General features: G+C 44.0%; 21 protein-coding genes and 1 riboswitch. Of the genes, 15 read left to right on the forward strand and 6 right to left on the reverse strand.

What is annotated here, in order from left to right:
• Positions 1-2: 2 nt before the first annotated feature.
• From glmU to J2T20_RS11180, 3 genes are all read left to right on the forward strand, one after another.
• The gene (gene glmU / locus J2T20_RS11170; protein WP_307588302.1) at positions 3-983 is read left to right on the forward strand and encodes a bifunctional UDP-N-acetylglucosamine diphosphorylase/glucosamine-1-phosphate N-acetyltransferase GlmU; all 981 of its coding nucleotides are present in this window, start codon (positions 3-5) and stop codon (positions 981-983) included.
• An 8-nt stretch (positions 984-991) separates the two neighbouring features.
• Positions 992-4,069, forward strand: coding sequence for a hypothetical protein (locus tag J2T20_RS11175; RefSeq protein WP_307588303.1), 3,078 nt, complete (start codon positions 992-994; stop codon positions 4,067-4,069).
• A gap of 195 nt (positions 4,070-4,264) precedes the next feature.
• Positions 4,265-4,352, forward strand: a riboswitch (cyclic di-GMP riboswitch).
• Positions 4,353-4,483: 131 nt separating this feature from the next.
• Positions 4,484-5,032, forward strand: coding sequence for a DUF4234 domain-containing protein (locus tag J2T20_RS11180; RefSeq protein WP_307588304.1), 549 nt, complete (start codon positions 4,484-4,486; stop codon positions 5,030-5,032).
• Between the two features lie 83 nt (positions 5,033-5,115).
• On the opposite strand, the gene J2T20_RS11185 is transcribed toward J2T20_RS11180, so the two are convergent.
• Positions 5,116-5,286 (reverse strand): hypothetical protein, encoded by a 171-nt coding sequence (locus J2T20_RS11185; RefSeq protein WP_307588306.1) that lies wholly within the window; start codon positions 5,284-5,286, stop codon positions 5,116-5,118.
• A gap of 151 nt (positions 5,287-5,437) precedes the next feature.
• Here J2T20_RS11185 and J2T20_RS11190 point away from each other — a divergent pair, with 151 nt between their 5' ends.
• The 3 genes from J2T20_RS11190 (at position 5,438) to J2T20_RS11200 (ending at position 8,039) form a co-directional block, all read left to right on the forward strand.
• Complete coding sequence (locus tag J2T20_RS11190; protein ID WP_307588308.1) at positions 5,438-6,139, forward strand: pirin family protein; 702 nt, start codon at positions 5,438-5,440, stop codon at positions 6,137-6,139.
• A gap of 92 nt (positions 6,140-6,231) precedes the next feature.
• Entirely contained in the window at positions 6,232-6,555 is a 324-nt protein-coding gene (locus J2T20_RS11195; RefSeq protein ID WP_307588309.1) for a hypothetical protein, read from the forward strand.
• 389 nt (positions 6,556-6,944) lie between these two features.
• Positions 6,945-8,039 carry a Glu/Leu/Phe/Val family dehydrogenase gene (locus J2T20_RS11200; protein ID WP_307588310.1) on the forward strand — a complete coding sequence of 365 codons (1,095 nt, stop codon included), beginning with the start codon at positions 6,945-6,947 and terminating at the stop codon, positions 8,037-8,039.
• A 127-nt stretch (positions 8,040-8,166) separates the two neighbouring features.
• Here J2T20_RS11200 and J2T20_RS11205 read toward each other — a convergent pair whose 3' ends face one another.
• Entirely contained in the window at positions 8,167-8,931 is a 765-nt protein-coding gene (locus tag J2T20_RS11205; RefSeq protein WP_307588312.1) for a peptidylprolyl isomerase, read from the reverse strand.
• Between the two features lie 168 nt (positions 8,932-9,099).
• Here J2T20_RS11205 and J2T20_RS11210 point away from each other — a divergent pair, with 168 nt between their 5' ends.
• A complete protein-coding gene (locus J2T20_RS11210) occupies positions 9,100-10,305 on the forward strand; it encodes an MFS transporter (protein ID WP_307588315.1) in 1,206 nt (401 codons plus the stop codon).
• 77 nt (positions 10,306-10,382) lie between these two features.
• On the opposite strand, the gene J2T20_RS11215 is transcribed toward J2T20_RS11210, so the two are convergent.
• Positions 10,383-10,826 (reverse strand): hypothetical protein, encoded by a 444-nt coding sequence (locus J2T20_RS11215; protein WP_307588317.1) that lies wholly within the window; start codon positions 10,824-10,826, stop codon positions 10,383-10,385.
• A 253-nt stretch (positions 10,827-11,079) separates the two neighbouring features.
• On the opposite strand from J2T20_RS11215, the gene J2T20_RS11220 reads away from it, so the two are divergent.
• Positions 11,080-13,002, forward strand: a complete 1,923-nt coding sequence (locus J2T20_RS11220) for a sensor histidine kinase (RefSeq protein ID WP_307588319.1) — start codon at positions 11,080-11,082, stop codon at positions 13,000-13,002.
• Complete coding sequence (locus J2T20_RS11225) at positions 12,993-14,861, forward strand: sensor histidine kinase (RefSeq protein ID WP_307588321.1); 1,869 nt, start codon at positions 12,993-12,995, stop codon at positions 14,859-14,861. The genes J2T20_RS11220 and J2T20_RS11225 overlap by 10 nt, the downstream gene beginning before the upstream one ends.
• A 40-nt stretch (positions 14,862-14,901) precedes the next feature.
• Here the strand turns inward: J2T20_RS11225 and J2T20_RS11230 are convergent, their stop codons facing one another.
• A complete protein-coding gene (locus J2T20_RS11230) occupies positions 14,902-15,150 on the reverse strand; it encodes an NHLP leader peptide family RiPP precursor (RefSeq protein WP_307588322.1) in 249 nt (82 codons plus the stop codon).
• A 76-nt stretch (positions 15,151-15,226) separates the two neighbouring features.
• Positions 15,227-16,156: a hypothetical protein gene (locus J2T20_RS11235; protein ID WP_307588324.1), complete on the reverse strand. Its 930-nt coding sequence runs from the start codon at positions 16,154-16,156 to the stop codon at positions 15,227-15,229.
• 162 nt (positions 16,157-16,318) lie between these two features.
• Here J2T20_RS11235 and J2T20_RS11240 point away from each other — a divergent pair, with 162 nt between their 5' ends.
• Positions 16,319-17,398 (forward strand): Gfo/Idh/MocA family protein, encoded by a 1,080-nt coding sequence (locus J2T20_RS11240; RefSeq protein WP_307588325.1) that lies wholly within the window; start codon positions 16,319-16,321, stop codon positions 17,396-17,398.
• Positions 17,399-18,249: 851 nt separating this feature from the next.
• Here the strand turns inward: J2T20_RS11240 and J2T20_RS11245 are convergent.
• The gene (locus J2T20_RS11245; RefSeq protein WP_307588327.1) at positions 18,250-20,172 is read right to left on the reverse strand and encodes a beta-N-acetylhexosaminidase; all 1,923 of its coding nucleotides are present in this window, start codon (positions 20,170-20,172) and stop codon (positions 18,250-18,252) included.
• Positions 20,173-20,256: 84 nt separating this feature from the next.
• Here J2T20_RS11245 and J2T20_RS11250 point away from each other — a divergent pair, with 84 nt between their 5' ends.
• The 5 genes from J2T20_RS11250 (at position 20,257) to J2T20_RS11270 (ending at position 25,763) form a co-directional block, all read left to right on the forward strand.
• Positions 20,257-21,111 (forward strand): helix-turn-helix domain-containing protein, encoded by an 855-nt coding sequence (locus J2T20_RS11250; protein ID WP_307588329.1) that lies wholly within the window; start codon positions 20,257-20,259, stop codon positions 21,109-21,111.
• Between the two features lie 628 nt (positions 21,112-21,739).
• Positions 21,740-23,386, forward strand: a complete 1,647-nt coding sequence (locus J2T20_RS11255) for a sensor histidine kinase (RefSeq protein WP_307588331.1) — start codon at positions 21,740-21,742, stop codon at positions 23,384-23,386.
• 21 nt (positions 23,387-23,407) lie between these two features.
• Positions 23,408-24,043, forward strand: coding sequence for a response regulator (locus tag J2T20_RS11260; protein ID WP_307588334.1), 636 nt, complete (start codon positions 23,408-23,410; stop codon positions 24,041-24,043).
• Between the two features lie 360 nt (positions 24,044-24,403).
• Entirely contained in the window at positions 24,404-25,138 is a 735-nt protein-coding gene (locus J2T20_RS11265; protein WP_307588336.1) for a YveK family protein, read from the forward strand.
• Positions 25,122-25,763 (forward strand): CpsD/CapB family tyrosine-protein kinase, encoded by a 642-nt coding sequence (locus J2T20_RS11270; RefSeq protein WP_307588338.1) that lies wholly within the window; start codon positions 25,122-25,124, stop codon positions 25,761-25,763. Before J2T20_RS11265 ends, J2T20_RS11270 begins: the two co-directional genes overlap by 17 nt.
• The last annotated feature ends 47 nt before the right edge of the window (positions 25,764-25,810 follow it).

Below are 25,810 nucleotides of genomic sequence, written 5' to 3' on the forward strand. Positions count from 1 at the left end.
ACATGAAGAATCATTATGCGATAGTTTTGGCAGCGGGTAAAGGGACTCGAATGAAATCGAAGCTTTATAAGGTGCTGCATACCGTTTGCGGAAAACCGATGGTTCAGCATGTGGTGGATAGAATGAACGATCTCGTTGTTGACGAGATCGTTGTCATTGTGGGGCATGGGGCCGAACAAGTTAAGGAACAGCTCGGAACGGCTGTACAGTATGGGTTTCAGGACAAGCAGCTCGGAACGGCGCATGCCGTTATGATGAGCAAAGATTTTCTACAGGATAAGACCGGAACTACGATTGTAGTAAGTGGAGATACCCCGTTAATAAGCGAAAAAACTTTAAGAAACTTAATGGATCAACATGAAAACACTCAATCAGCGGCTACCGTCTTAACAGTAGTAGCAGCTGATCCTGCGGGATACGGCAGAATTGTCCGCACCTCCAAGGGTCTTGTAGAACGGATCGTGGAACACAAGGATGCAACAATGGAAGAAAGGGAGATTTCTGAGGTTAGCACCGGGATTTTTTGCTTTGACAACCAACTATTATTCCAAGCTCTAAGTGAAGTGAAGAATGACAATGTTCAAGGAGAGTATTATTTACCGGATGTAATAGAAATTATGAGGAAACAAAATCATCTCATTTCTGCCTATAGGACGAATGATGTGGAAGATGGAATGGGAGTCAATGATAAAGTGCAGCTAGCTGCGGTTGAAAAACTCCTCCGTGCTAGAGTAAATAACCAGCATATGATAAACGGGGTTACCCTTATCGACCCTGATTCTACTTTTATTGATACAGATGTTGTTATAGGAGCAGATACGGTCGTTCATCCCGGATCATTTCTTCGCGGCAACACCCGTATAGGCGAAAGCTGCGTGATAGGGCCTCATACCGATCTGCTGGATTGTGAGGTACAGAGTGAAGTCAAGATTCAATACTCTCGTGTCACCAATAGCTTGATTGGTCAATCCATAGGTGACTAGAATAGCTTGTGTCTCAATCATCATCATTACTCGTAGGAGGTTGGGTTATTAATACAGTAAATTCGACAACACGACGGGGACTATTCAATAGAAAAATAGTTATACTCGGCATATTGCTGTTAGCGGCAGTGGCCATTTGGATATTTACCTATAGTTCAAGGCCCCCAGCGATTAAAGCAACCTGGATATGGAATGCTGAACTTATTTCCAATGAGAAAAACGATATTATTGAATTTACCAAACAAAACGGAATTAACCTTATTTATTTACATATTGATCAAAAATCAGTCACCCAGGAAGAGTATCGTTCTTTTATTAAAGAAGCGGGTGCTGCCGGAATAAAAGTGGATGCCCTTGCCGGAGACCCTTTATGGTCGCTTCCAGAAAACCAAAAAAGTATCACAACGTTTGTGGAATGGGTACAGGACTATAATCAATCTGTAAATGAAGACGAAAAGTTCAGCGGGATTCATGCAGATATTGAGTTTTATACTCTAGCCCATTGGAATGAAAATAAAGAAGAAATCACCAAGCAGTGGATGACCAATATGGAGCATCTGATAAGTGAAACGAAAAAAGATCAGAACCTCCAAGTCAGTGCGGATGTCCCCTTCTGGATCAATGAAGTCATGGTTCCGGGTACTTCAGAAAGCCTTAGCCAGTGGCTGATTAAGAAATTGGATCATATTATGTTGATGTCCTATCGGGATCAAGCGGAAGGAACCAATTCCATCTTGGAGATTGTTGATCCTATTTTTAAGGAAGCTGGCTCGAAAGGTAAAAAAGTAGTGGTAGGCGTTAACCTTTTAAAAAGTTCTGAAGGAAACGGGACCACTTTTTATGAAGAAGGTCTTGATGAAATGGAGCGTCAACTGTCCATACTGAAAGAAAAACTTACGACATATCGCCGTTATGCAGGAATTGCTATTCATGATTATGAGAGCTGGCGCGAGCTGGCCAAATATTCTGAAACTACACCTGCGTCAGCCCAATCCACAAAAGTAATGCCCGTTTATGAATCGAATGGCATCAAAAAAGTTGCCAAGGTAAAGGGTGAACATCTGGCTCTTTATGATGGTACGTCATGGAAGACCACCTTCTGGGCCGGAATGAACTTAGGGGCAACCACACCGGGACATTTCCCCGGGGAACTTTCGCCCTCTCGTACAGATTACTTAAGATGGTTTTCACAGATGCAGGAGATGAATACAAAAGTGGTTCGGATCTATACGATTCTGCCGCCTGTGTTTTATCAAGCCCTGGATGAATTCAACAGCAGCAAAGAGGTTCCTTTGTTAATTATGCAGGGAATCTGGGCGCCGGATGAGGAGCTTGCCGGGGAAGATGGAAAAGGAAGAGATGCTTTTACACCTGACATTACCAATGCATTTAAAAAAGAAATAGAAGATGCCGTACAGGTCATTCATGGAGATGCGAACCTTCCCGTACGGTATGGTCATGCGAGTGGGGAATATCGGACAGATGTTTCACAGTATTTGCTAGGCTGGATAGTCGGTACAGAGTGGCATCCTTATACCGTACAGGTTACCAATTCGAATAATAAGACCATGCCTCCGTTTACAGGGGACTATTTCACAGCCAAGGATAATGCTTCTCCATTCGAAAGCTGGTTAGCTTCCATGTTGGATGTCTTAGCTAAGAAGGAAGTCCAGTATGGTTGGCAGCACCCTGTTTCGTTTACGAATTGGTTATCCACGGATCCGCTGAAACATCCGAATGAACCGCTCAAACAGGAAGATTTGGTATCTTTAGATCCAATGAATTTAGTAGCAACCTCTGCATGGACAGCCGGATATTTTGCTTCTTATCATGTGTATCCGTATTATCCTGATTTCTTGCGGTATGAGGCGAAGTATCAGACTTACCGTGATAAGAATGGGGAGATCAACCCATACGCGGGTTATTTGCATGATCTGCGTGCTTATCATAAAGGCATTCCGGTATTTGTATCGGAATTTGGCGTTCCCAGTTCACGGGGAATCACTCATTATGGTGCGGCCGGAATGAATCAGGGAATGCATACAGAAAAAGAACAAGGAGAAATGGATGCAGCTATGCTTCACAGTATTTATGAAGAACAATACGATGGAGCGCTTCTATTTTCCTGGCAGGATGAGTGGTTTAAATATACCTGGAATACTTTCGATCTAGAGATTCCTTGGGAACGACGGGCCATGTGGCGAAATCGTTTAACCAATGAAGAGAATTTTGGAGTCATTGCCGTAGAGCCTGGTAAGTCTGCTTCAGACATGATCATTTTAGACGGGAATACAACAGATTGGGAGAAGAGAAAAGAAAAAGTTAAACAATCATACCCTAACTTCGATCTCACGGTAGCTCATGATGAAGCCTATCTGTATCTACTATTAAAGAGGCAGGGAGGGAATTGGGATTTCACAAAAGATAATATTGATATCGGTTTTGATACCTTGAAGGGCGGCAGTCAAGTCGCTGATAAAGCTCCCGGCGTTGCCTTTTCGAGTGGGATCGAATTTTTATTAAGTATGCAAGGGGAAAAGAATACCCGCCTCTATGTAAATAGTGCCTATGATCAGCATACTTGGCTGTATGCGTACATTAAGAATATGTTGCCTGGGGACCCTAGATACAGTGAGGATTCACTAGGACTATTTCTACCTTGGAAACTTGCTCTTAACAAGGCACTATATCTGCCGGTGGATAAGAAGACGGTTCCTTTTGAAGAGTATGAAGTTGGGGTTATGAAATATGGAACTTCAGATCCTGAGGATCCTGCGTTTAATACCCTGGCGGATTGGTACGTGGATGAAAAAGTACTGGAAGTACGCATTCCTTGGATGATGCTTGGCTTCACAGACCCGAGTAGCAAATTGGTTTGGCGTTATCCGTATGTCGCTAAAGGAATGGTAACTACAACCAGCGAAGGTGTGAGAATAGAACCGTTTGTAAAGTCAGATGGCCCATCTTCATCTACACCAACGGAACCCATTCTTTATCAATGGGATTCATGGGATGTACCCACATCTCATGAGCGCAAAAAGCAAAGCTTTGAGATTCTTCGTAAGGCTTATGGAGAATACCAATAAACCGATTTGGCGTAGGCCAATGGATAGGAGAAGAAGGCATGAGGATAAACCTCATGCCTTCTTTTTTGGTGGATGATCTAGGTTCATTATTCAATCAGTTCTGAAAATAAGTAATGATTCCTTCGATTCCCTTTTTCCTGTATACTGTTTGTAAATTAAGATGTGGCGCTGATATTGTGCCGCTTAAGTCTTACCCAAGTAAAATCGTAAAATCGCTGAAAGGTGATGACACAAAGCTATGGGTCTAAAACCGTTAAGCGGTCATGATTGCCAGGCCGCCTAAGGGATGAGGGGAACTACCAAAAGGGTTCCGGGTCTCTATATGCCTGGAGCCCTTTTTTTGTTCTATTTTTTATTTGATTATACGCGTTAAACGTTTTTATTAAGTGTTATAGCGAAGGGATGACAACTTACATGGCACAAATAGGAAAGATCAAATCGAACAGTTACCTTGAGTTACAGCAAGCCCCGTTCTCTTTTTACCAACCGGTATGGCAATTTGCACTTTTATCTATACTTACGTTTGGAGTCTATGATATCTACTGGTATTACAAAAATTGGACAAGGATAAAAGCGTATAAATTCCTGAATTTCAGCCCTCAATTAAGAACAGTAGGATTATTTATTCCTATTTATAATTTCTTTCTAATTTATAAAACGCATAAAGAATATCGTGATTTAATCAAGGAAAGGGGAATTGAACGCGATATCTATCCGGGTCCTATCGTTTTGGTGATCATTATCTCGTTCGTACTCATGAGGTTGTCTGATCCTTATTGGTTGTTATGTTTCATATCTACCCTTCCGCTTGCAATGGTACAAAGTGTCTTGAATGATTTATGGGATAAGGTTCAGGTCGGTAAACCCAGAAGAACTGGATTGCGGGGACGACAAATACTGTTAATTGTGCTGGGTTCGCTTTCCTGGATCTTTATTTTAATAGGAATGTTTATGCCGGATTGATCCGACACTCTTAAGTCTGGATTTAGAGTCTGCACAAAAAGCTGCTTTCCCGCCAGGCGACGGTAGAGCAGCTTTATTGCTACTTAAATTTCATTTTTGGGAACATTATTTAAACTTGGAACATAATCGGCCGCTTTCTCGCTTGTCAGTGTCTTAGCTTCTTTAGTGAAATTATCGACACTCTGTTGATACTCTTTTCGATCTGCTTTATTATCTGCGCGGTCCATTTTAGGATCTGCACTATTTTTCGGCATGACATTCACCTCCATCTTTTCACTCATAGTATGAGAAGGTGGTTTGCATTTTATCCCAACGGTTCCGACCGAAAGGGCGGGCTGTTGCTTTTTTGTTTTCCTCCGCTTTCTGCTACAATATTTTTAGAGTTGAATGACAAGGAGGGATACAATGATCCAGGTATACACAGCGGACTCCGCTCATCACTTTGATCATGGCTGGCTTAAGGGCAGTCACATCTTTTCGTTCGGGGATTTCTACGATCCTAATAATACGAGGTTTGGTCCCATGAGGGTCTGCAACGACGATACTATTGCTCCAGGAAGAGGGTTTGGTGCTCATCCGCACAGCGATATGGAGATCGTCTCCATTGTATTGTCCGGAAGGCTGCGGCATGAGGATAACTTAGGTAATGTAGCTGAAACAACCTTCGGCGGCATTCAACGGATGTCGGCAGGTACGGGTGCGATTCATACGGAACATAATCCGTCAGAGGACGAGCCTGTGCGTCTGCTGCAATTATGGTTTATGCCCCGAACACGCGGGACTGCACCATCTTATACGACGGGACGCTTCGATCCTGTGAACCTGGAAGGCAAGCTGCTTCCCGTTGTAGCTGGTGTAGGCTCGGAAGAGGTCGTAGATATCGCTCAGGATATGACCATTTATCTGGGGCGCATGAGCGCTGGGCAGGAGATGGTGTTTAACCAGGAAGAGGGAAGACGTATTTTTATATATTTAATTGAGGGACAGTTGCAGCTAAGCAGTGAGTCTGCATTGCATCCGGGTGATTCGGCACGTATTGAGGAGATTAGTGAGCTTAAACTTGCTGCACCGGAAGGTGCTTTTCTTATGCTGATTGATTTACCTTAAATATGCTTACGAAGTGAGTTTTGCTACGCAAAGCTTTTGTGAATGCTTACGAAGTGAGCTTTGCTACGCAAAGCTTTTAGGAGGTTAAAACGATGCAGGAAAGAGTATTGGTTAAGCACTCAGTTACAGGCCGCATGTTCATCAGCAGCACAGAGGGGCTGAATTACACCTTTGATAAGAAAGGTGACCTTACGCTGATTACGATTTACGGTGTACCCGCTGACAAAGGTGCGGCGGTAGTGGAGCAGAAGTCCGAACTGAATGTTTTCCGTTTCGAGGAACCGGAAGGTGGCCCTATTATTAAGCATTGGTATTATGTCGGTGATAATCCGGTTGCCTATGATGAATCCTCAGGGTGCTTGACGCTGTCTGTGCAGTCGGAGATTGAGTATCGGCCGGATCAGTACTGGGAGTAAGCATGTGTTTCAATCGAGCGAAATGTTTAGTTGTAGTTTCTACAACTATTTCAAGCATTTAGCCCACTCTTACCCCTTTAATTGCAGTTTATGCAACTAAAAATGGAGGAGAATCCTCTTTACACGTAAAACCCGAATTATAGATGTATTAACTGCAACTATTTCCACTTTTGTAGATACACGGAGTGTTTTAATTGTATAAACTACAACTAAATGTACTCCTGTGCATGCATCCTTAAGTTAATCGCCGCACCCTATTGAAGTTATACACTGTGGAAGTAACATGGGATGAGATACATGGGATGAGTAACATAGGCATCATGAGCTTTGTATGTAACAAGCTATAAAAAACACACATAGATAGATAAAGAGATAGGAGAATGGAGAACATGGAGTTGTTTGCAGCATTGGAGAAGGACGATTATGAGGAATTGTTGTTTTGTCAGGATAAGGCCTCGGGATTAAAAGCCATCATAGCGATTCATGACACGACACTAGGCCCGGCATTGGGCGGGACACGGATGTGGACCTATGCTACAGAGGAGGATGCGATCATTGATGCTCTTCGACTGGCTAAAGGCATGACTTATAAAAATGCGGTATCCGGTCTGAATTTGGGTGGAGGAAAAACGGTTATTATCGGTGATCCCAAAAAAGATAAGAATGAAGCCATGTTCCGCGCCTTCGGCCGATACATACAAGGTTTAAACGGACGTTATATTACAGCTGAAGATGTGGGAACAACGGAAGAAGATATGAACATTATTTATCAAGAGACGAATTATGTTACGGGGACATCACCTACATACGGATCTTCCGGTAATCCTTCCCCGGCCACAGCCTATGGTGTCTATCAGGGAATGAAGGCGGCAGCCAAAGCAGCTTTCGGCTCTGATTCTCTGGAAGGCAAGCGGGTAGCTGTTCAAGGTGTAGGCAACGTGGCTTTTACTCTTTGTAAATATCTTCATGAAGAGGGAGCGCAGCTTATCGTAACAGATATACACAAGGATGTTGTGCAGCGTGCCGTTGAGGCCTACGGTGCCACAGCTGTTGATCCGGCTGACATTGTCAGCGTAGACTGTGATATTTATGCTCCGTGCGCACTGGGTGCTACTATTAATGATGATTCACTTCCGCTTATTAAGGCAAAGGTTATTGCAGGTGCGGCGAACAATCAGCTAAAAGAGCCGCGGCATGGCGATGCTCTCCATGAATTAGGTATTGTGTATGCACCGGATTACGTCATTAATGCAGGAGGCGTGATCAATATCGCCGATGAATTAAACGGCTACAATAAGGATCGTGCGTATAAGCAGATAGCGAAGATTTATCACAACATTACCCGTGTGCTGGAGATGTCACGTACAAGCGGCATACCAACTTATGCGGCTGCAGATCAGCTGGCTATAGAACGTATTAATCTGCTGAAAAACAGCCGGAGTACCTTTCTGCGTGACGGGCATCATACGCTCAGCAGAAGATAATTATGTGTATTATACATCCATAATTTGGCCTGAAGCATTCCAATAACAACAAAAACTCGGCAAGCTCATCCCATCGTTACATGGGGGAGTTGCCGAGTTTTTATTTTTGAATAGCCTCAATTGTTAATTATTGAACCTTTTGCGGTTCAGGGTAAGTGACACCAAGCGTATCAACCGTTACTTTTTTCATCACAGGCGGCTGGTCTGGACGATCACTGCTGTCACGGGGCAGGTTGACGATGGAACTTACGACTTCAAGGCCCTCCGTAACTTTACCAAAAGGAGCATACTCTCCATCCAGATGCGGAGCAACTGCTGTCATCACGAAGAATTGCGATCCGGCGGAGTTTGCGTCCTGTGACCTCGCCATGGATAGAATACCTTCTGTATGCAGCAGGTTATTTACAAATCCATTACTGGAGAATTCCCCAGTTATGCCGTATCCCGGTCCGCCCATACCTGTTCCGTCTGGGTCTCCGCCTTGAATCATGAAGCCAGGAATAACTCTGTGGAAAATAGTGCCGTTATAAAAGCCCTTTTGAATCAGTGAGATGAAATTGTTAACTGTATTCGGTGCAACCTCAGGATAAAGTTCGGCTTTGATGATGCCGCCGTTGTCCATCTCAATGGTTACTACAGGATGACTTGCTGTTTCCGAAGGGACACCTTCTGCTGGTGCAGCAGCTGTTTCTTGGGGAGCGGGACTAGCTTCGTTGCCCGCGGCATTCCCTGCGGCCCCGCTGCTGGTGCCGTTATTGGTGCCTGAGTTGCTGTTAGCGGTCTCATTATTGCTGCTGTTATTGCTTGGTTTGTTCCCGCAGCCCGCTACAATGACTAGCAGCAAACACATCATCATTAACAACAGGGTTGATTTTTTTCTTGTGAATTTCACGATTTACGTCTCTCCTTTAGCTTGGATGATCTCTAATTTCTTAGTTTATCATAACTTGTTTTTCACGGTATTTGCAAAAAAAGCAGGCTGTTACGGCTTGGCACCTATTCCAAAGAGGTCTACAATAATAAGATGCTTCCAAGATTAAGCAGAAAGGACGGATGAATAATGAATTTTTCTTGGAAACGGAACCTGATTGTGCTGTGGGTAGGTGTCTTCTTTTGCAGCACAGCGTATTCCATCTCCATTCCGTTTCTCTCTATATTTCTCAGTGATGAGCTGGGTGTCGACAACCATTTGGAAATTTGGTCCGGTGTTACCTTCGGCATTACTTTTTTGGCGAGTGCATTAATTTCTCCTTTCTGGGGCTCTCTGGCTGATAAATACGGCCGTAAGCCTATGCTGATTCGGTCAGGATTCAGTCTGGCAGGACTCTATTTACTTAATTACTTCGTACACGACCCTTATTGGTTTATTGTAGTCCGCGTGCTTCAGGGCTTGCTGGCAGGTTTTGTTCCAGCGGCCATTGCTATGGTCGCTACGAATACTCCGGAGGAGAAGACCGGATATGCTTTAAGTATTATGTCAACGGCGGGAGCATCAGGAAGTATCATTGGACCGTTAATCGGCGGAATCGTCAGCTACTATTCGGGTAACCGGAATGCCTTCCTTTTCTCGGCGGCCATAGTACTGGTATCAGCATTGATCGCTACTTTTTTTGCTAAAGAACAGAGCTTTGACCGGTCTGCACCCAGGTCACATGTGAGTGATGACATCCGGGAAGCGAGAAGTAACCGGGTCTTTATTACTCTGCTGATGCTTGCGGGAATAAGCACCTTTTCCGTGATGATTCTGGAACCGTTAATTCCAATTTATTTGCTCCATATGGGGATTTCTAAAAGCACGGCTTCGCTCAGCTCAGGAATTGTTTTCTCGGCGGTGGGTATTGCAACTGTGCTTATGGCGCCGCAATGGGGGAGGATTGGAAGCCGAAGAGGTTTTGGTGCGATATTGTTCATTGGCCTTATAGGTGGTGGAATCGGCAATATCCTGCAGTTTTTTGTAACAGGTTATGTAGAGTTTGCCATACTTCGTTTTGCATACGGACTGTTCTATGCCGGAGTCCTGCCATCGGTGAACTCGATGATTGTACAAGTCACTGAACCGGGGTTCCGAGGCAGGGCTTTCGGGCTTAATCAGGCGGCTTCCCAGCTGGCAACCATGGCCGGTCCTATAATTGGAGGTCTGCTTGGGGGATTCATGCCCATACGCTGGGTTTTTGTTATTAATGGAATGATGCTTCTGGCTGCAGCGGTTCTGGTCAAGATGAATAAGCTGGAATCACAAATATCCGCTGTACATACGACAAATTAAACATCATATCAAAAATGGTTATCCCTGGTGCCTGTCCGGCTGAGGGATAACCCTTTTTTATAAGCTCAAGAAGGCTGTTATTCTCCCTGTGACCCATTTAATAAATCAGTGCTGTGTACAATGACTTGGGGAGGAGCGGCGGGATCAACCGGAGTATCAGACTCAATATCATCGGCGTCAGGCACATCCTCCAGAGGAATATCCTCTTCTTCGTCCAATCCTTCTAAATCTTCCTCGGCATAATCTATTGCGTTTCCTGTGAGTCCGGCGGCCATAGCGAATTCAATGGCATCGGACTCCAGTACCTCATCCCGCTCCATAACATTTAGGTTATTCAAGCCGACGTCTGAATCGATTTCCTCATCGGATGTAACGCTTCCCATTTTATTGTAACGTTCATAAGCGATGTCTGCTTCTGTCTTGTTATAACCATCAGCCATACTGTTCAGCTCCTTATCCTTGGATCTGTTTATTTCACTGTGGGTAGCCTCTTCTGCTTGAGATGATTTGAAAACGCTCATAGGTGTGTCCTCCAGTTGCATAGGAAATCAACGGCTATATATCTTCTTTACCCTTTTGTACGGTATCGAATCGGGCTATGATCCATCCACCATTCTTAATATATTCAGTTAGGACAAGCATTAACCACATCCTCTGATAAATCGTCCTTTTTCGCGGTTATTTGCAAAATTAGGCAGGTATAACTCGAAGCATGTCGAAAATTAATATCATAAGATCTAGTTATTTACAATTCATGATTTACGGGGTGTCCATATGAGGTTGTCTTTACATAAAACAGTAGCGGTGACAGGTATTGTGCTGCTGTTGATTGCTATAGTTTCGTTAAGAATTATTCTTAAATGGGGTGGGCCCGCAGGATCTGCGCTTCCGGGTTGGGAGATGAAGTGGAGTCATGCAGCAGAAACTGCAGTCTCCGAAGACAGCTTGACCAGTCCTGAAGGGGATTGGATACAGGTCAGTTCGAATACTAAAAGATTGGAAGCTCCTAAGGGGACATCGTCTGCCTGGATACGGATAACATTACCGGACATCCCAGATAACTCTGCGGTGCTAATTGAGAAAGTATATGGAGAAGAAATCAAGGCGTATGTGAACGACCTATTAATTTACAGTTCTAAAGGTACTGCTAAGGATAAAGGAACCAAGGTTCTGATCCCCTTATCCCGGGAGCAATCACGAGAACAGCTTTATTTATGGAGCAGTGGCGGGGAGGGTAGCCTTGGCATTGAAGGCGGTATTTTATCCGGAAGTTACAGTAAGCTGTTAGCTCTATATGTGAAGCAGGATGTAATGGATCTTTTTATTGGGGCATCATTAATTTTTATGGCTGCGGTATTTGCTGTTTGCTCTATATTTTTGAAAAAAGAGCTGTTCATCAGCGGGTTATTTCTTGTGCTCGTTATTTTATCCTGCGGGACGTTGGTGATAACGAACTCTCCTTTTCTCCCCATTCTACAGAGTAATCCCGACAGATTAGTAAACAACCTTAACAATCTGGCGTTAATTACATTGCTGATTTCGTCTATTATGTTTTTTGAAAAACTATTTGGTCCCGGAAAGAACGCAATCGTTACCAAGGTTCGAAAATTCATAGCGGGTTATACCCTGATATGTTGCGGCTTGTGGATTCTTAATTTATGTCTTTCCTATCGCTTGGACAGTCTGGTCTTGTACGTAGAGAATATGACGGGGGGGCTAATCGTCCTGCAGCTTTTATTCCTGCTCGTATTGGCAGTCATTTATGCGTTGCGCGGTCAGGTAAACGGGGTAATTTTATCCGGAGGGTTTGCAATCTTAGTCAGCGCATTACTTACTGATCTGGTCATGTACTATGTGTCCGAGGGGAGTTATCACTTGTATTGGTGGAAGTGGGGCGCGGTTGTTCTTGTTATTTCACTGATTGTTATTGTGGGACGAGGTTTTATTAGAAGCCATGAGCAGGTCGTGCGTTATTCTTTTGAGCTGGAAAAATTCAATAATGACCTGCAGCGATCTGAGAAGATGGAGATTATCAGCGAGCTGGCCGCCTCAGTTGCGCAGGAAGTTCAGAACCCATTACATGTTACAAGGGGCTTCCTACAGATTCTTGGCGATAGATCCGAACAAAAGGAGAAGGCGTATTTGGAGATGGCGATTACCGAGCTGGACAGGGCGGCATTGATCATTACGGACTTTCTCACATTTGCCAAACCTGAGTTAGAGTCGGTAGAACGGCTTGATGTTTCTGGAGAACTTAAGCATATAGCAGGGGTTTTGGCTCCGTTAGCTAATCTCCGGGAGGCAGAAATTATTCTGAAGCTGCAAGCAGGACTTTACGTAGAGGGCAGTTCATCCAAGATGAAACAGGCATTCATTAATATTCTTAAAAACAGTGTGGAATCCTTACAGAAAAACGGACTTATTACTATAACCGTTTGGCAATCAAGTTCCTACATAATCGTCTGTGTTCGGGATAATGGTGAAGGTATGAAAAGCAGTGAGCTAACTAGGCTGGGAGAACCTTATTATTCTAATAAGAGCAAAGGGACAGGCCTGGGTCTTATGGTAACATTCAAGATTATTGAGGCTATGGGGGGAACTATCAAATTCCATAGTCAGTTGGGGGAGGGCACTGAAGTAATAGTTAAGCTTCCTGTTGCCGGCCCTGAAGAGGAAGAGGTGCTTGCATGCGTCTGACGGTTAAGAATATTCTCCATATAGCTATAGTACTTTTTCTAGTGTTCATGACCAGTGGATCGCTGTATGCATCAGCCGATAATGCTTATCCTACGACTGAGATTACTGAGTGGCAAATGAAATGGGGAAACGACAGAGGCCCGTCCGGATGGATGGATGCAGGATCACTCCAGAGTACACCCGAGATGCCAAACGGAGTATCCTCCGCATGGATTCGCATTCCTTTGCCAGAAATGAAGTGGTCTTCGCCGTCCATATATATTGATACCCTATATGCCCTTCATGTGAAGGTCTATGTAGAGGATCATCTTATATTTGAAGGGAAACGGAATTACATCAAAGACAACTACTCGCTATTATTTCCTTTAAGCACAGAAGACAGTGGAAAAACCTTATACATTTGGACGGAGACACTTCAGGACAGAATCGGCATAAAAGATACGGTTATTATTGGGGAGCATGATCATTTAATTCATGATTATACCAAGAACGGCTTAATAGATATTATTTTGGGCAGCGCCTTTATCTTTGTCGCGCTCATATTGTTTTTTTGTGCCTTTTTTCTAAGCAAGGATCATTTCACAATTTCATCAGGCCTTGCCGTAGTAATTGCTTCGACAGGGATACTATCAATAACGTACTCCCCTTTTATTTATACTTTTTACAGTTATCTAGGTCCCATCAGTATTATGTTTCTGGACTTTGCTCTACTGTCACTTTTACCGTCGCTGACCTTTCTGTTTGAGAAAATATTTGGTCCGGGTAAGTTTTTTATCATCAGACGGTTTCGAAAATTCCAGGTTCTCTATTCCATCTTCTGCCTATGCTGTATGACAGTCAATATCCTATCCGGCAACCAGTATGTGGAGTTTTATTATTTTGTTTCCACAAAAATTATTGGTTTCATAATGATTATTCAATTTATCCTTCTGATTGCCTGTGTGACAATATTCTCCTTCAGACGTAATAAAGATGCTCTAATTTTTGCTTTCGGGTTCGGGACAGCAGCACTTACAGGGGTATTGGAGCTGGTCTGGTATTATGTGCGCGACGGCAACTATGATTTATCCTATTGGAAGTGGGCCCTTGTTATTTTCATTATATCTTTGATTGTGATTTTAGGACGTAGACTTGCCCTTGACCATGCTCAGGTTGTTAAATATTCGAGGGAGCTGGAACTATTCAACAATGAACTCCAGCGTTCGGAGAAAGTGCAGATTATTAGCGAGCTTGCGGCTTCCGTAGCTCATGAGGTGCGTAACCCTCTGCAGGTAACACGGGGATTTCTACAGCTACTTAGTGAGAAATCGAGCGGTGATGAGAAAGAGTATATGTCCATGGCTCTAAGTGAACTGGATCGGGCATCTAATATTATTACGGATTTTCTGACCTTCGCCAAACCCGAATTCGAACAGATTTCAATTCTTAATGTCTGTGATGAATTCAGGCATATTGAGAGTATTCTCCTGCCGCTCTGTCATCTGAACAATGGGAAAATGGTACTTGATGTAGATAGCAATATTTGGATTAAAGGGAATTCCTCGAAGTTCAAGCAGGCTCTTATTAATATTATCAAGAACAGTATAGAAGCTTTCCAAGACGAAGGAACAATTCATATCTCTGCTTATCGCAAGGGAGACAAAGTACTCATTCATGTTAAGGATAATGGTGAAGGAATGAACTCTGATGTGCTGCTTCGGTTAGGGGAGCCCTACTTCTCTCAAAAGAACAAGGGAACCGGACTGGGATTAATGGTTACGTTTCGGATCATTGAGGTGATGCAGGGAGAGGTTGTTTTTCGCAGCAAAAAAGGAGCAGGGACCGAGGTTGTTATTACGCTGCCTATGGCCGCATCCTAGGGAGATCCCCACTCCTTATAAAGTTGAACAAGATGTTGGTTTACCAGGAGCCTTGTGTGCTCACATCGGTTTTTAATATTCCTGATGACGGACTAGGGGGGATGACGAGATAGAACTCATTCGAGCCTTCCTCTACAGCTTTCAGGGTAATGTTGTCAGGAATAATTATACCTAATGCTTCTTTAAGTGCTGCTTTCGGATCCATTAATAAGCGTTGCTTGAAACTAGGATCTTCCCAGGCCATTTGAATCACTTGGTTTGTAAGAATCATATCTGACAAAGTAATCATCCTTCCCTTTATGGTTATTTTTCCCTATGAATATATCATACGTTTTTATTGAATACTATTATAGTTTATCAATATATTACATATTTTTAGAGAGCCAATACTGGAGTCCGCCGTTTTGCAGAAGCTTCTTTTCGGTTTCTATGGCTGCTGTGATTTGCATCAGGTTAGTTGTTAGGCGATGATGGAAAGCCAGTAGATGTGGGACTTTAAAGCTATAGCTTAGCAATCGGTAATGATGGTTCTGGGCTATTTCGGTATAACGCTCCAGTCCTCTGTTTGTATAAATGAATTCCTTAACGTCTGCTTGAGTAAGACTGTCCTTATCACTATTCAACTCTTGGCGGGTAAGTGATAGCAGACAATTATAGCTGCCTTCCTCCAGATCTTCCTTCCAATCCTCGTAATCATCCAGCATTTGCAGAGTTAAGAGTACGTATTCCAGCATTTCCTCCGACTGTGGAATAAGGGAATCTTGATCAGAAAGCAGCAGGGCCGCTGTGCTCGATAACTTCAGTGGACTGGCTTTATGGGCAACCTTCACATGCTCAACCCGAAAATAATCTTCCGTATTCTCGTTGCTTACACTTTCTGCCCATTCTGAAATATACCGATTAAAATAACTCCAAAATGGAGATTTTCCCGGGAAATAAGACCGATAGATATTCAGAAATTCAATATAAAGCAGATTTGCCAGCGGCAAGGTTGAGGAGGCAGACGTTGTGGTGGTATCCATTAAGTCATCCTGAATGAAAAAATACAGCATTAAAAAGATATTCCCGATGGACATTTGACGGCAATCTTGTGTAGTGAGCTGGCAGTTCTCCCGAAACCAGAAGGGTAAAAGGTAACATATGTAATTTTTATGACTTTCCCTTTCAAACACATTGAAATCGTGAAGGTAGGATTGTCCAAGAGCATTCAGCGGGTCTGGAAATTGTGAGATGATATGCCTGCAATCGTGGAAAACAACTCGGAGCTCTTCCTCATAATCATGAAGCCAGTTCATAATTTCATCTCCTGAAACCAATGTTATAAGGGAATAGAAGGAATATTTGATCTGAGTATAGCTTGTTCAATATTCCTTTACAATGGAAACTTCCAGGCTGGAGAAGTACTATGGAAAAGTAGAAAGAAGAATATAGATCTGCATACAGGAGGGGGAAGAATAATGAGTAAGGTTCAATTTGGTTTGCTGGGTGGGGGTTGGAGAGCCGAGTTTTATCTGCGTATTGCCAAGCAGCTGCCGGAACAGTTTGGGGTGAGCGCTATGTTTGTTCGAAACCCTGATAAAGCTGAAGAACTGAGAAGGGTATGGGGAGTAACGGTGTACACCTCGCTGGAGGATTTTATATCCAGTGCCGCCTATTCATTTGTGGTGCTAAGTGTGCCTAGAGAAGTATGTGCGGAATACATGATTAAGCTCACTGCTGCAGGGATTCCTGTATTAGCTGAAACTCCTCCGGCGCCTGATATTGAATCTATGACAGAACTTTGGAAGCAGGTGGGAGCTACTGCACGCATTCAAATCGCGGAGCAATATTTATTTCAGCCCATGCATGCCGCTAGAATTGCTCTGGCCCGTTCCGGACGCCTCGGGGAGATTAGTCAGGCGCAGGTATCGGCGGCACATGGCTATCACGGAATCAGTCTGATTCGTCAATTGCTGGGTATTGGGTTTCAGAATGTGACTATACGCGGGCAGAATTTCCAGTCATCCATACTTAAGGGTTCGGATCGCAGCGGTCCGCCGGTTGCCGAAGAGGTAATTAACTCTAATCAGACCTTAGGAACTTTGGACTTTGGAGGGAAGCTGGGAGTGTTTGATTTCGTGGGCGACCAGTATTTTTCATGGATACGACAGAATCGAATTCTCGTGCGTGGAGAGCGTGGGGAGATTGTCAACGAGAGGGTAGCCTGGCTTGAGGATTTTGATTCCCCTGTATATAGTGAACTCCGAAGAGTGGATACAGGACATGGGGGCAATTTGGAAGGATTTTATCTTAAAGGTATTATGGGGGACAGAGAATGGCTGTATCGAAATCCATTTGCTCCCGCAAGATTAGCTGAGGATGAAATTGCCATAGCTGAAAGTCTTGCCCGAATGGGGCGATATGCTCAGGGTGGACCTTCTTTTTACAGCTTGGCTGAAGGTAGCCAGGATCATTACTTGGCCATGCTTATGACTCAGGCTGCAGCAACGGGGGAGGCAATTACTTCGGTAACTCAAGTCTGGTCACCGCTCGGATAGACGGTTGCGCTCGGTGAGGACGCTCCGCGAACGGACCGTTGCTACAATCGCTGTTGTCTCCAGATGTATTGAATTACACTTAGCAGTGTACATTCGGACAAAGCTTATGCTTTCGAAGCTAGTTTTCCTTCGGAAAACTTTCGGGCGAACGCTCACGCTTTTCCGCAATCAGTCCGTCCTCTCCGCTGGGTTCAGTGGGAACAGACCGTTTAACTTACATCTACACTAGAGCTAGGTAGGCATGTTGAGGGATCCTCCACAAACGGACCGTTGCTACAATCGCTGTTGTGTCCAGATGTATTGAATTACACTCAGCAGTGTACATTCGGACAAAGCTTATGCTTTCGAAGCTAGTTTTCCTTCGGAAAACTTTCGGGCGAACGCTACCGCTTTTCCGCTATCAGCCCGTCCACTCCGCTGCGTGCAGCGGGGACTATTCCAAAAGAAAAAGGTGTTTGGAAACTGAAAAAATAACCGTGAATCCGGCGTTTCCTGTTTCGAGCTTTCTACTGAAGAGGCTACTAAGGATCGAAAACAAAAACTAGCCAGTCTCAATTAATGCGGAGACTGGCTATATAAATTGAACTTTAAGATTAGAGAAAAGGGAAGGGAGTGACGAAGGGGGATTTTGGAACTGGAGGAGCGAGAGCGACCGCCCGAAAGCTTTCCGTAGGAAAGCTCGCTTCGAAAGCATAAGCTGTATCCGGATTTCTACCGCAAATAGCGGTATAATTCAAAGAAATCTGGATACAACAGCGGCCGGAAGTCCAAACATTCACCACAGTGCGACTAATCCTATATTCTAAAAATCTTAAGTTCCATCTATATAGTTTTGTGAGAGTTCCTTCGTGTTATTGAGAACGCTGAGCTTCCAGCAAGGCTTGATACTCCTTACGAAGAGAGAGTAGTTTAGAGACGCTCTGTTCCAGACCGCCCATACGGTTCCGCTCGGACCATATCAACCGGTAATGATGTAGAAGAACATCAAGATCTTGAATCTGCTCCGAAAGAATTTTCCTATCGAGTTGGCCTGGAGTAAGCGCCAGCTGGCGTTTTATTGAACCAAGCTTAATGGCATGTTTGACGAAAAGGATACCGTTTCTAAGCTCGCTCAGAACAAGTTCTCCATCTTCGCAATACAAGGAAGCCTCTTCCAAACGTTCCTCTATGCTGTGAATGTAGTTTGTCAGCTGTTCAAAGTGTTGGTCCGACAGCTGTTCCACGATAAGTACATTGCCCAGTTTGCTGCGTAGCAGCATGGACATCTCCGTATCGTTCGGGCGGGACAGGCCGGATTCCAGCTTGTAGTAATTTCCTAGGTCCAGCATGAGATTTCCCATGATGTCCGATGGGTCGAGAAATACAAATCGATTCAGATAGCCGGGAACATCCGCTTGCAGGCCGGCCTCTACATTCCAAGCGAGAGCAGCTCCATGTACATAACCTGCGTAACTTACCGGGAGATGCTGCCAGTGTCCGAAGTCACCCCAATCTGTAATTAGATAGCCGATCGCCCCATTGTTTTTACCATGAATAGCAGCGCTGCGCAGATTAGCCATCATGTTGTCGCTTCGGCCGGTCAGTGAATTCCATGAACTCGTTCCGGGACAGACATAGAAAGGGATTTCGGCTTCTTTGAATTTTCTTGTGTCCTCCTCGAAAGGATGCTCTGCACTATAGCCCCACTCCATGGCAATCACATCCTTGGGAAGCTGAGGGATCAGCTCGGGGTGCTGAATGATAATATCTCCCCAGAATTGCATAGTTTTGCCCCGCTTGGTTACTAATTCATGAATCTTCTGCAAGAAAGACAAGTAGAGTTGGCCTTTCCCTAGTTCATCAGCCTTTGGTTTGCTTTTGCCAAGGCCAAGCTCATACGTTTCATCGCAGCCCACATTGAACTGTTCAGAACTGAAATAAGGGAGTAAATCATCGTACATGGAATCCAGCAAGTCCAGAACCTTTGGATCTTCCGTATGGAAGGTACCGGGTCTCATGAACAAGCCTTCCGGATAAAAGTCGGCAGCATACATTCTCTCCGGCAACATAAAGCCCTCCGGAATTTCAGCCAGATGGTTGAACTCCGGACGTGAAAGCCAAGCTTCCATATGTCCAAAGCTATTCTGATTAGGGACCAGTTCGATATAACGCTCCCGGCAGTAGGCATCTATAAGTAATATTTCCTCTCCGGAAATCGGGGTTTCAAGCTCCCATACCTGTGGAAAGGACTCATAGGCAAAAGGTGTGCCTTCTATATATAGCTGCAGTTGGTTCATCTTCAAATCGGCCATAAGATCAATTATCCGGTATAACGTTTCCAACTTGGGAATCTTGTTTCTGCTGATATCAATCATTAGACCTCTTGCCCCGAAATCGGGATGGTCTCGAAGGGTAAGACAAGGTACAACTTTTCCGGTTTGTTCTATGATTTGCTTAAGTGTAGCAACGGCGTAAAAGGCGGCTTCCGGGGTACTATAGGTAATCGATATTCCGTTCTCTTGGATGGTTATCTCATGTGCCTGTGCGGGGAGATCTGGGTTCTGGGAAAAAGAACAGACGGCTTGAACCGATGAACGGGTGCCAATAGAGAGCGGCAGGGTCACATGCAAAGCTTTGGATATTGCGTTCTGGAGTCTGCGTGCAGCAGGTAGTGAAATCGTATCTTCCTTGCAGCTAAGAACAATGCTCCCGGCGGAGGGGATCCGAAAGAAGCCGGAGGAAGAGCTTAAATACTGCGGGTAAGGCATCAACAATAATGAATTTGGAGCAGACATAGCAGCTTCACCTCTAATTCATGTAGAATATGATCATCATCTACTTAAACATATCACTCGGAATCCGAGGGAGGAATGCATTCGATGCCCAATGTGATGGATTATATGATCAGCCCTTATCCTATTCGAATTATTGACTCTAAGGTTGATGCTTCCAAATTAAAGCTAAGAACGATCCGGGTTGGACAAGTGGGCCATCTGCCCGGAAGAACGCTTTTCCGTAAAGGGGTTGTCTTTGAACATTGGGCAGTGGTCTATATTGTATCGGGTTCAGGAGTTTATGCTGAGAATGGTCGGGAGGAGCAGATTGTATCCGGAGAAAACCTCTTCTTTTTTAGACCAGGATGCAGCTATGATTTCGGCCCTTTGCAAGGGGGCAGCTGGGATGAGTACTACATTAACTTCAATGGAACTCGAATAATGGATTGGCTGGAAGCAGGTCTAATCGCCGGGGGGGATGTATTTCAGGTCCGTTCCGATAAAGGATTTACACATTTTTTTGAGGGTATTTTGACGCGAATGGAGGGAGGTGCTCCTGCGGATGCAGATAGAGCGGCGTTACTGCTGGAGGAGTTGTTGCTGGAATGTTCCTTCGTAATTAAGGAGAACGGCAGAACCGCGCAGGAGGATTTGATGCCACAGATCCGGGAGGATCTGCATTCTTGTATCTACGGACATATGGATGTAGTGCAAATAGCGGCCAAACACCACATCTCCATGTCCACATTACGCCGATTAGTGAGAAGGAGCAGCGGATATCCACTGCATGACTATATTCATCGACTCAAAATGTCTGAGGCTAAGCACCTGCTTTTGAATACCTCTTTGCGGGTAAAGGAAATTGCTGGTAGGTTACATTACCAGGACACCTTCTATTTTTCCCGCCTTTTCAAGAAGTATATGGGGATATCACCTCAAAAATGTCGTTGCAACGTATAAATTTCGACATATATTCCCTTTATTTGCTAACACCTATGTCAGAATTTGCTTCTTTTTGTTGACACTTTTTAAAAGGGGGTGGTAGTATTTAGGTAATGTCTGCTAGTACTTAAGCAGGTCTTAAGGATTATGCTGGAGTTGAAAACATTGAGAGAATTTTACTGCATAAGATGCCATAATCTCCATAAAGTGGATATTAAAAATCATTTTTTACGAATTCTATCAACCGGTTATCACATTGTTAGTGAGCAGCGTTACCAAACTTGCATTTGTAATCCCTCTGGACTATCCACATCCGGCTTGTCCGAAGGAACACCTAGTATTAGAGACATATATAACATCAAGGACTAATTACATAAGATCCAAAACACCCCATCTACTCAGTAGTTGGGGTGTTTTGGAATCATATATAACATGAACTTCACGCTAGAATCAACAAATTCCGGCAGTTTTGAAATATGGATGCGCTTTATCCTTAAAATGGAAGAAAATCGCGTTATTTATTTGTAATGTAAGCGGTCACAGAAGGTGAGCCAACTTGTTATTGTGATTTTTCTCATGTATGATGCTTTTAAACAAAGACATATAAGCTCGCATTTTCCACAAAATTGGAGAATAGGGTGGTTGGATGAAAATCAAATCAACTTCAGAAGAGAAAATGTTCACCTTTTACAGATTTTTTTCTTTGTCCCTCACATCACTTATGTATATCCTGGGTAAATCAGGGCCTTCTATATTAAATAAATCGCTACTTATACTTCTGTTATTTATCCTCGCTCAAGGATTCACACTTACTTACCGAAGGCTTCGCGACAAACCTCAGGCTCTAATGCTGGTTGTGAGTACAGAGATGGCAAGTATTATTCTGCTAACGTTTTTAACTGGCGGATATGATAGTCCATTCAAGCTGTATGTGCTTAATCCCGTTCTTGTGGCTGCAGGATCCTTAGCTTTCTACTTCGGCTGGAGTTTGCTCTTCAGTTATATCGGAATCATCGTTGTATTTTGTTACCTTTTTTTAAATTCTGAGAGTAAAAATGTGTCATCCGCAATTTTAAAAAACGGAAACTTGTTTCTAAGCCTAGTACTTACGGTTACTATTATGCAAATGGTTGTTCGGATGAAACGTCAGCGTGAAGAAGCGAATGCGCGAACGAATGAAACCATGGAGCACATAAAGTCGCTCTATAACATTGTGGAAACGTCGAGTCAGCATGATTTTTTGAACATAGGGCAGGTAATAACCGATTATGTAGTAAAGCTTACGAAATTGGATAAGGCATTATTCTGGTTCGCTAAGAAGAGTGGGGAACCTGCACCTCAGAGTCGACAGACGGGATGGCAGCAACAGGAGGAATTATATCTGTTTGCAGAGCTGGAAAAACATGAACATGAATGGAGATTGCAGCGGGAACCTGTATTTAAAAGTCTACCAGGATTAGGCGACTTCCTACTTATGCCTGTACGAATGAGCACCCGGTTTGTAGGGATGATCGGCGTGAAGTTGGAAGCGGCGGAAGGTCTGGAAGGACGACGCTGGTACATTCAACAATTGATGTTTCTGTCGGAGTTAAGTGCAATTATTCTGGAACGTCATGAGCTCGGTGTAATCGAGAATCGGCTGATTGTTACGAATGAGCAGAACCGGATTGCTGATGAAATGCATGATAGTGTATCCCAAAGTTTGTTCGGAATCGTGTATGCTACACATTCCCTGAAGCAGACATGGAGTACCATGACAGAATCCCAGTTAGAAGAGCAAATAGAACTTATTCATGATTCGGCCACAAAGGTTGCCAAAGAGCTGCGGATTACCATTTATAGCTTAAGCTCCAAGAAGAGCGGCGGTCCAACCTGGCTCGGTATGGTAAGGTCCCATTTAAAAAGCTTGTCTCGATTAAACGACGTGGAGATCGAACTTAAAATAACGGGGGATGATTTTAGTCTCCCTTATCCATATCATAAAGCTCTCTTCCGAATTATTTCGGAAGCTACAGGCAATGCCATTCGTCATGGTGCTGCCAGAAAGATAGAAGTGGAGCTGTCACTGAAGCCGAAATGGATAAAGCTCTCTATAAGCGACGATGGGGTAGGGTTTGATACCAGCTTGCTGTGGACAGAGTCAGAGGAACATACGGGTGGGCTTGGCATGAAGAACATGCAGCATTTAAGCCAGTCTCTAGGCGGCGAGTTCCAGCTTACAAGTAATGAAACTGCGGGTACAAGAATAATGATTTCTATACCGGTTGGTGTGGCCGAATTAAAGAACGCATAAAATTAGCAAGGAGGTCGTTCAATGAAAATCGTCATTGTAGATGATCACCCGTTGGTTAGAAGAGGGCTGGCAGCAGTCATATCTATGCAACCTAATGTGCAGTTTGCTGGCGAGGCCACAAATGGTACTGAAGCACTTCATGTATTTCAAGAAATTCAGCCTGATTTAGTATTGATCGATCTGAAGCTTGCCGATGAATCTGGGCTGGATGTAATTAAGATGGCTAGAGCGAATGGAATCACCAGTAAATTTATCCTCCTAACCTCCTCCGCGAGCCGAGAGGATTTCCTGAAGGCAGAGGAAGTGTTGGTAGACGGCTATGTACTGAAAGAGGCCCTGCCGGAGGAATTGCTTTTTGCCATCCAGTTGGTCCACAAGGGACGTAAATATTATGACCCCGGGCTCATGGAGGATAAAATGCGAATGAGTGTCAGCAGTCCGACTGATGAATTAACACCGAAGGAAAAGGAAGTGCTGATTGAACTCGGACAGGGTGCATGTAATCGGGAAATTGCTTCCCGACTGTATATCAGCGAATTTACGGTTAAGAAGCATGTGAGCCAGATTCTTGCAAAGCTTCAGGTAGCGGATCGTACACAGGCCGCCCTATATGCCAACGCGGTAGGAATTACCAAATATGAAATGTCCTACGAGTAACCTTCAATGATTAGAGATTCTATAAAAGAAATCCTTAGTGAACACGGACGTTATGTCCGTGTTTTTTTATTGTATAAGGTCCAACTGAACAGTTTCTTAACGACTGAGTAGTTGTATGACAAGCTTCTGCGAGGGTCTGCAGGGGCTTTTTTTTGATAAGCAGCTTATAGCGGTTTTGTATATGGTACAAAAGTATACCATCTATCCCCTCATTAGCAGTAGATCACCTAACTCAAAAGTGAAGAGGAAAGTGATGGTATGAGCCATGTGGTAAAACAAGCGACTTGATAGAATAAAAGTAAGATAACTGAAACTTTCATGATTGCTTTCAAAGATATTTTATACGGAAGGAGGGTTACTGTGGAAAAGACGATTTTAGATTACATTAACCTGATAAAGAAAAGGTTATGGTTAATCACAATATTTGTATTGATCTCTTGTGCAACAACCTTCTATGTAAGTAAAAATTTCGTAGTACCCGTCTACTCCGCCTCTGGACAGCTGTTGGTCAATAACGTTGCGAATGCCCCTGAGGGTAATAATCTTAACGATTTAAACTTCAGTCTCAATCTCATTGAGAGCTATAAGGAAATCCTCTACTCGCCAACCATTATGAAAAGTGTTGTTGCAGCTCACCCCGAGTTCGGTCTGACGGAAGGTGAACTAAGTCAGAAGCTGAACATTAAATCATCGGAAAAGAGCCAAGTGATTAACATTAGTGTTCAGGACGAGAGTTACACGAAGGCGGCAACGATTGTCAATGCGGTATCGCAGACGTTCATTCGGAATTTGCCCTTACTAATGAAGCTGGACAATGTTACTTTCTTGACTCCTGCTGACCCGACAGACGATCCTGCACCTACCAATAGCGGTTTTATGATGAACATCATCATTAGCTTTGTTGTAGCACTGATGGCTGCCTTAGGAATTATCTTGCTGATGGAGACACTCAATAACACACTGCGTACGGAAAAAGAAGCAGAACATGATCTGGGGCTTCCGATTATCGCCACGATTCCTGTAATACGTAAAAAGGATCTTGGGAAGTCAGCAAAAGCAAGAGTAGGGGAGGGTGCTTATGTTACGGCTGAATAATAGTCTTATCGCCGACAGCAGTCCTTCATCGTATATTTCGGAGTCCTTCCGCTCGCTGCGGACCTATATCCGGCATCTGGGATTACTGAATAGCAACAAAGGAACTGTACTGCTGTTCACTTCAGGCGAAGCTGGAGAGGGGAAAACGACAATCTTAGCCAATCTCGCCGTATCTTTTGTACAGGATGGTAAGAAAGTGGCAGTAATTGATTGTAACCTTCGCAATCCCGCACTTCATTCAGTATTTGGGATTGAAGGCAGTGATGGACTTACGTCATACCTGAGCGGGATAGAGAAATCGAGTGATATCTCGGCTTATGGAAGTCTTGCGAACCTCACGGTGATTCCTGCAGGTGTAACCAAGGTTAGTCCGCCGGATTTGCTGGGTAGTGAGAAAATGACGGTTTTGCTGGATGAGCTTAAAGAAAGCCATGATCTAATCCTGATCGATACTCCGTCAGCAGTAGAGTACAGTGATGCCCGCATACTCGCCCCTTACAGTGACGGTGTTATCCTCGTCGCCCATTACGGTAAATCGAAGCGGGATTCCATTCGTAAGGCTAAAGCATTAATGGAGCAAGCTGGTTCCAAAATACTCGGTATTGCCATGAACCAAGCCAAATAACAATTCTTAAAACATATGCTTCCGAAGCGAGTTTTGTACGAAGGAAG

Origin of the sequence: Paenibacillus wynnii (assembly GCF_030812855.1) — a bacterium.
GTDB lineage: Bacteria > Bacillota > Bacilli > Paenibacillales > Paenibacillaceae > Paenibacillus_AQ > Paenibacillus_AQ wynnii_A.

What these genes read in the sequence shown, in the direction of transcription:
- glmU (WP_307588302.1), top strand. Translation starts at nt 3, where the DNA reads ATGAAGAATCATTATGCGATAGTTTTGGCAGCGGGTAAAGGGACTCGA.
- J2T20_RS11180 (WP_307588304.1), top strand. Translation starts at nt 4,484, where the DNA reads ATGGCACAAATAGGAAAGATCAAATCGAACAGTTACCTTGAGTTACAG.
- J2T20_RS11185 (WP_307588306.1), bottom strand. Translation starts at nt 5,286, where the DNA reads ATGCCGAAAAATAGTGCAGATCCTAAAATGGACCGCGCAGATAATAAA.
- J2T20_RS11190 (WP_307588308.1), top strand. Translation starts at nt 5,438, where the DNA reads ATGATCCAGGTATACACAGCGGACTCCGCTCATCACTTTGATCATGGC.
- J2T20_RS11195 (WP_307588309.1), top strand. Translation starts at nt 6,232, where the DNA reads ATGCAGGAAAGAGTATTGGTTAAGCACTCAGTTACAGGCCGCATGTTC.
- J2T20_RS11200 (WP_307588310.1), top strand. Translation starts at nt 6,945, where the DNA reads ATGGAGTTGTTTGCAGCATTGGAGAAGGACGATTATGAGGAATTGTTG.
- J2T20_RS11210 (WP_307588315.1), top strand. Translation starts at nt 9,100, where the DNA reads ATGAATTTTTCTTGGAAACGGAACCTGATTGTGCTGTGGGTAGGTGTC.
- J2T20_RS11215 (WP_307588317.1), bottom strand. Translation starts at nt 10,826, where the DNA reads ATGAGCGTTTTCAAATCATCTCAAGCAGAAGAGGCTACCCACAGTGAA.
- J2T20_RS11220 (WP_307588319.1), top strand. Translation starts at nt 11,080, where the DNA reads ATGAGGTTGTCTTTACATAAAACAGTAGCGGTGACAGGTATTGTGCTG.
- J2T20_RS11225 (WP_307588321.1), top strand. Translation starts at nt 12,993, where the DNA reads ATGCGTCTGACGGTTAAGAATATTCTCCATATAGCTATAGTACTTTTT.
- J2T20_RS11230 (WP_307588322.1), bottom strand. Translation starts at nt 15,150, where the DNA reads ATGATTACTTTGTCAGATATGATTCTTACAAACCAAGTGATTCAAATG.
- J2T20_RS11235 (WP_307588324.1), bottom strand. Translation starts at nt 16,156, where the DNA reads ATGAACTGGCTTCATGATTATGAGGAAGAGCTCCGAGTTGTTTTCCAC.
- J2T20_RS11240 (WP_307588325.1), top strand. Translation starts at nt 16,319, where the DNA reads ATGAGTAAGGTTCAATTTGGTTTGCTGGGTGGGGGTTGGAGAGCCGAG.
- J2T20_RS11245 (WP_307588327.1), bottom strand. Translation starts at nt 20,172, where the DNA reads ATGTCTGCTCCAAATTCATTATTGTTGATGCCTTACCCGCAGTATTTA.
- J2T20_RS11250 (WP_307588329.1), top strand. Translation starts at nt 20,257, where the DNA reads ATGCCCAATGTGATGGATTATATGATCAGCCCTTATCCTATTCGAATT.
- J2T20_RS11255 (WP_307588331.1), top strand. Translation starts at nt 21,740, where the DNA reads ATGAAAATCAAATCAACTTCAGAAGAGAAAATGTTCACCTTTTACAGA.
- J2T20_RS11260 (WP_307588334.1), top strand. Translation starts at nt 23,408, where the DNA reads ATGAAAATCGTCATTGTAGATGATCACCCGTTGGTTAGAAGAGGGCTG.
- J2T20_RS11270 (WP_307588338.1), top strand. Translation starts at nt 25,122, where the DNA reads ATGTTACGGCTGAATAATAGTCTTATCGCCGACAGCAGTCCTTCATCG.